The 3,059-nt window shown below is 72.5% G+C and carries 2 protein-coding genes and 1 pseudogene; 1 reads left to right on the top strand and 2 read right to left on the bottom strand.

All coding sequences use genetic code 11. The annotated features are described in order from the left end of the window. Window positions 1-802: pseudogene (locus tag D7X32_RS43830) on the bottom strand (hypothetical protein); the annotation flags it as partial. Between the two features lie 211 nt (window positions 803-1,013). On the opposite strand from D7X32_RS43830, the gene ruvX reads away from it, so the two are divergent. Beyond that, window positions 1,014-1,475 carry a Holliday junction resolvase RuvX gene (gene ruvX / locus D7X32_RS43835; RefSeq protein WP_120608402.1) on the top strand — a complete coding sequence of 154 codons (462 nt, stop codon included), beginning with the start codon at window positions 1,014-1,016 and terminating at the stop codon, window positions 1,473-1,475. Window positions 1,476-1,514: 39 nt separating this feature from the next. Here ruvX and D7X32_RS43840 read toward each other — a convergent pair whose 3' ends face one another. Continuing rightward, a complete protein-coding gene (locus D7X32_RS43840; protein ID WP_120608403.1) occupies window positions 1,515-3,056 on the bottom strand; it encodes an ArnT family glycosyltransferase in 1,542 nt (513 codons plus the stop codon). Window positions 3,057-3,059: the final 3 nt, after the last annotated feature.

The following is a 3,059-nucleotide window of genomic DNA, read 5'->3' on the forward strand; positions in this document are numbered from 1 at the left end:
CCGTGCCGCTGCCCGGCTTCCCGGTGCCACCACTCCCCGGCCGCCCCGCCCCGCTTCCCGGCCCGGGTCCAGAGCCCCCACCCTTCGCGGGCGGCGCGCAGTCCGCCGGCGCCGGTTCGCAGTCCGTCGTGGAGGGGGCCGGACGGCCCGGCCGCTCCGGACGCCCGTACTGCGCGAACTCCGAGGCCAGCCGCTTGGACTCCTGCTGGAGCCCCCTCAGGTCGATGCGGTCGTCGTTGAGGTTCGGCATCGGCAGGCCGAGCAGCTTCTTCTTCGCCGTGTCCACCTGTTCGAAGAAGGTGCGGTTGTCGACGAGGAACCGGGCCGCGTCCCGGAGCGAGGGCGACACGTTCCGGTCCTGCGAGATGCGCTGGAGGTCCGCGTGCGACAGCGAGCCGTCCTTCTTGCCGTCCAGCAGGTCCAGGTAGCCGAAGTTCGCTTCCAGCGTGCGCAGCGAGTCCGCGTAGTCCAGCAGCTTGGGGTCCAGCGGGCTGCGGCTCCCGGACGCGCCTCCCGCCTGCGCCCCACCCACCGACGCGGAAGCCGCGTAGCCCGCGCCCGCCTTCGCCGCGTCCTGGGGCGCGCAGTACTCCGTCTTCGCGGACGGGTTCTTCTTCAGCTCATCCGCCACGCCCAGCGCGCCGCTGGCCGCCATCATCACGTTGCCGGTCATCACCCCCGCGGCCGTCTTGATGGAGTTCGTGAGGACGGGGGGAAGCCCCAGGGCGTCCCCCGCCAGGTCGGTCACGGCGGCCATGGGGCCGCCCAGCAGGTTCGCCACGCCTTTGAGGATGTCGAGCATCGATACTCCCGCGCGGCGGGTTGAAGTGGGTGCTGCCGGGTGCCGCGCGCCGTCTCTTCGGACGCCAGCGGGCATTGCAGCGGCGGTGCCGGGCGCACCGGCGCGTGGGGCGAGTCGAAACGCGGGGTTGGCCAGCGGGGCCCACCGTCAGCGTCCCCACCCACGGACGGTCCGGTCCGTGGCGGAGGATTGCGGTTAGAGTCCCGCGCCCATGCGCACCTTCGGGCTCGACTACGGCACCAAGACCATCGGGGTGGCCGTCTCGGATGGACTGGGGCTCACCGCCCAGGCGGTCACCACCGTGCGGCGCACGTCGCTCAAGGGGGACCTGGCGGAGCTGTCCCGGCTCGTGAAGGAGCACGAGGTGACGCGCTTCGTCCTGGGGCTGCCCCTCAACATGAACGGCTCGGAGGGGCCCCGCGCGGAGGCCACGCGCAAGTTCGCGGAGGTGCTGGAGAGCGCGCTCGGCCTGCCCGTGGAGCTGTGGGACGAGCGGCTGTCCACCGTGGCCGCCCAGCGCACCCTGCTGGAGGCGGACGTGCGCCGGGAGAAGCGGCGGGAGGTCATTGATCAGCTCGCCGCGCAGTTCATCCTGCAGGGCTGGCTGGACGCCCACCGCCCCAGGACCGACGGCTACGACACCGGCTACGACGACTACGACCCGGAGGCTTGAGCGCCGCTGGAGCGCCGCCTCCGGGAACGCCGGGGCCGGCTACGGCTGGCGCCGGTACACGTGCAGCGGCGCGGAGAAGCCGTCCTGCTCCTGGTACGCCACGCCGTCGAGCGTGAGCGTCCGCCCGTCCAGCTTCACGCCCGGATCCTTCACCAGCTGGCCCCCGTCGAAGCGCACCAGCACCTCCGGCCGCGCGTCCCCCAGCCGCTGACGGAAGGTGTCCCAGCGCACGCGCGCCATGCGCATCTCCGGCAGCCCGGAGAAGAAGGCCACCTGCAGGTCCATGTAGCGCGGGTCGTCGTCGATGGCCGCCGCGCCGCCCTTCGCAGCCACCTCGTCCTTGAGGAAGCGCGCCACCTGCATCACCGCCACCGGGTTCGTGGACGTGGGGCTCACCGGGCGCAGCGAGTCGTGCAGGCCGCCCTCGGTGCGGAAGGTGTAGAGGCCCAGCGCCACCGGCATCACCACCGCCAGCACCGCGCTCACGCCCACCACCGCGCGGCGCGCGAAGTCACCCCGGCTGCCCACCACCGCCGCCAGGCCCGGCGCCAGGAACACGGGCACCAGCACCAGCTGCGTCACCGTGAAGCGGGCCAGGGGCACGAAGCTCAGGAGCACCGCCGCGCGGAAGGTGAAGTACAGCGCGGGCAGCACCGCCATCACCACCAGCCAGCGCGTCTCCGGGTGCTTCTTCCACGCGCGCACCATGCCCACCCCGCCCAGGAGCGCCACGCCCGGCGTCAGCGTGAAGAGCGCCACTCCGGGCCAGAACCCCAGCTGCTGCAACCGCCAGCCCAGCGCCCCGCCCGCCCCGCCGGAGTCGGACACCCACTGCTTGTGGAAGTCGTCCACCGCCTTGATGGGGAAGAACGGGTCGCCGTGCGCCAGCTCGTTGCCCTGCATCCACAACAGGGGGAACGGCAGGCACACCAGCCCGAAGCCCACCGCGCGCGTGAGCGACGCCACCCGGTCCTCGCTGCTGAACACCAGCGCCACCGTGATCAGCGGGATGTACATCCACGCGTCGTAGCGGAGCGCGCACGCGAAGTTCAGCAGCACCGCGCCCCAGAACAGCGGCTGGAAGCGGTTCTCCTCCACGCCTTCCGCCACCAGCGCGAACACCGCCAGCATGAAGAACAGCGACACCGCCTCGCTGCCCGCGGTGGTGGAGAACTGCAGGTGCATGCCCCACGCGCTGAAGGCCAGCCCCGCCGCCACGCCCGCGCGCCAGCCGAACAGCCGCCGCGTCAGCGCGAACAACGGCACCACCGACAGCACGCCGAACACCAGGCTCACCAGCCGGCCCGCGACGTCGCGCTCGAACACCGACAGCACCGCGCCCACCAGGTACAGGTGCAAGGGGCCGAACTGGTACGTCCCGTCCTTGTAGGAGGTGATGACGTGCGGCGCGGCCAGCCACCGCTCCGCCAGCTCCGTGCGCACCACCGCGTCCCCGAAGAGATTCTCGTTGATGAAGAACACCCCCAGCCGGGGGAGCAGCGCCGCGACGAGCAGCAGGCCCACCAACCACCGGGTGGACGGCTCGGGCTGGGGGGCGGGCACCGCGGACAGACCGGGCACGAC

It is taken from the genome of Corallococcus carmarthensis, from assembly GCF_003611695.1.
GTDB classification, from domain to species: Bacteria; Myxococcota; Myxococcia; order Myxococcales; family Myxococcaceae; genus Corallococcus; species Corallococcus carmarthensis.

What these genes read in the sequence shown, in the direction of transcription:
- ruvX (WP_120608402.1), top strand. Translation starts at nt 1,014, where the DNA reads ATGCGCACCTTCGGGCTCGACTACGGCACCAAGACCATCGGGGTGGCC.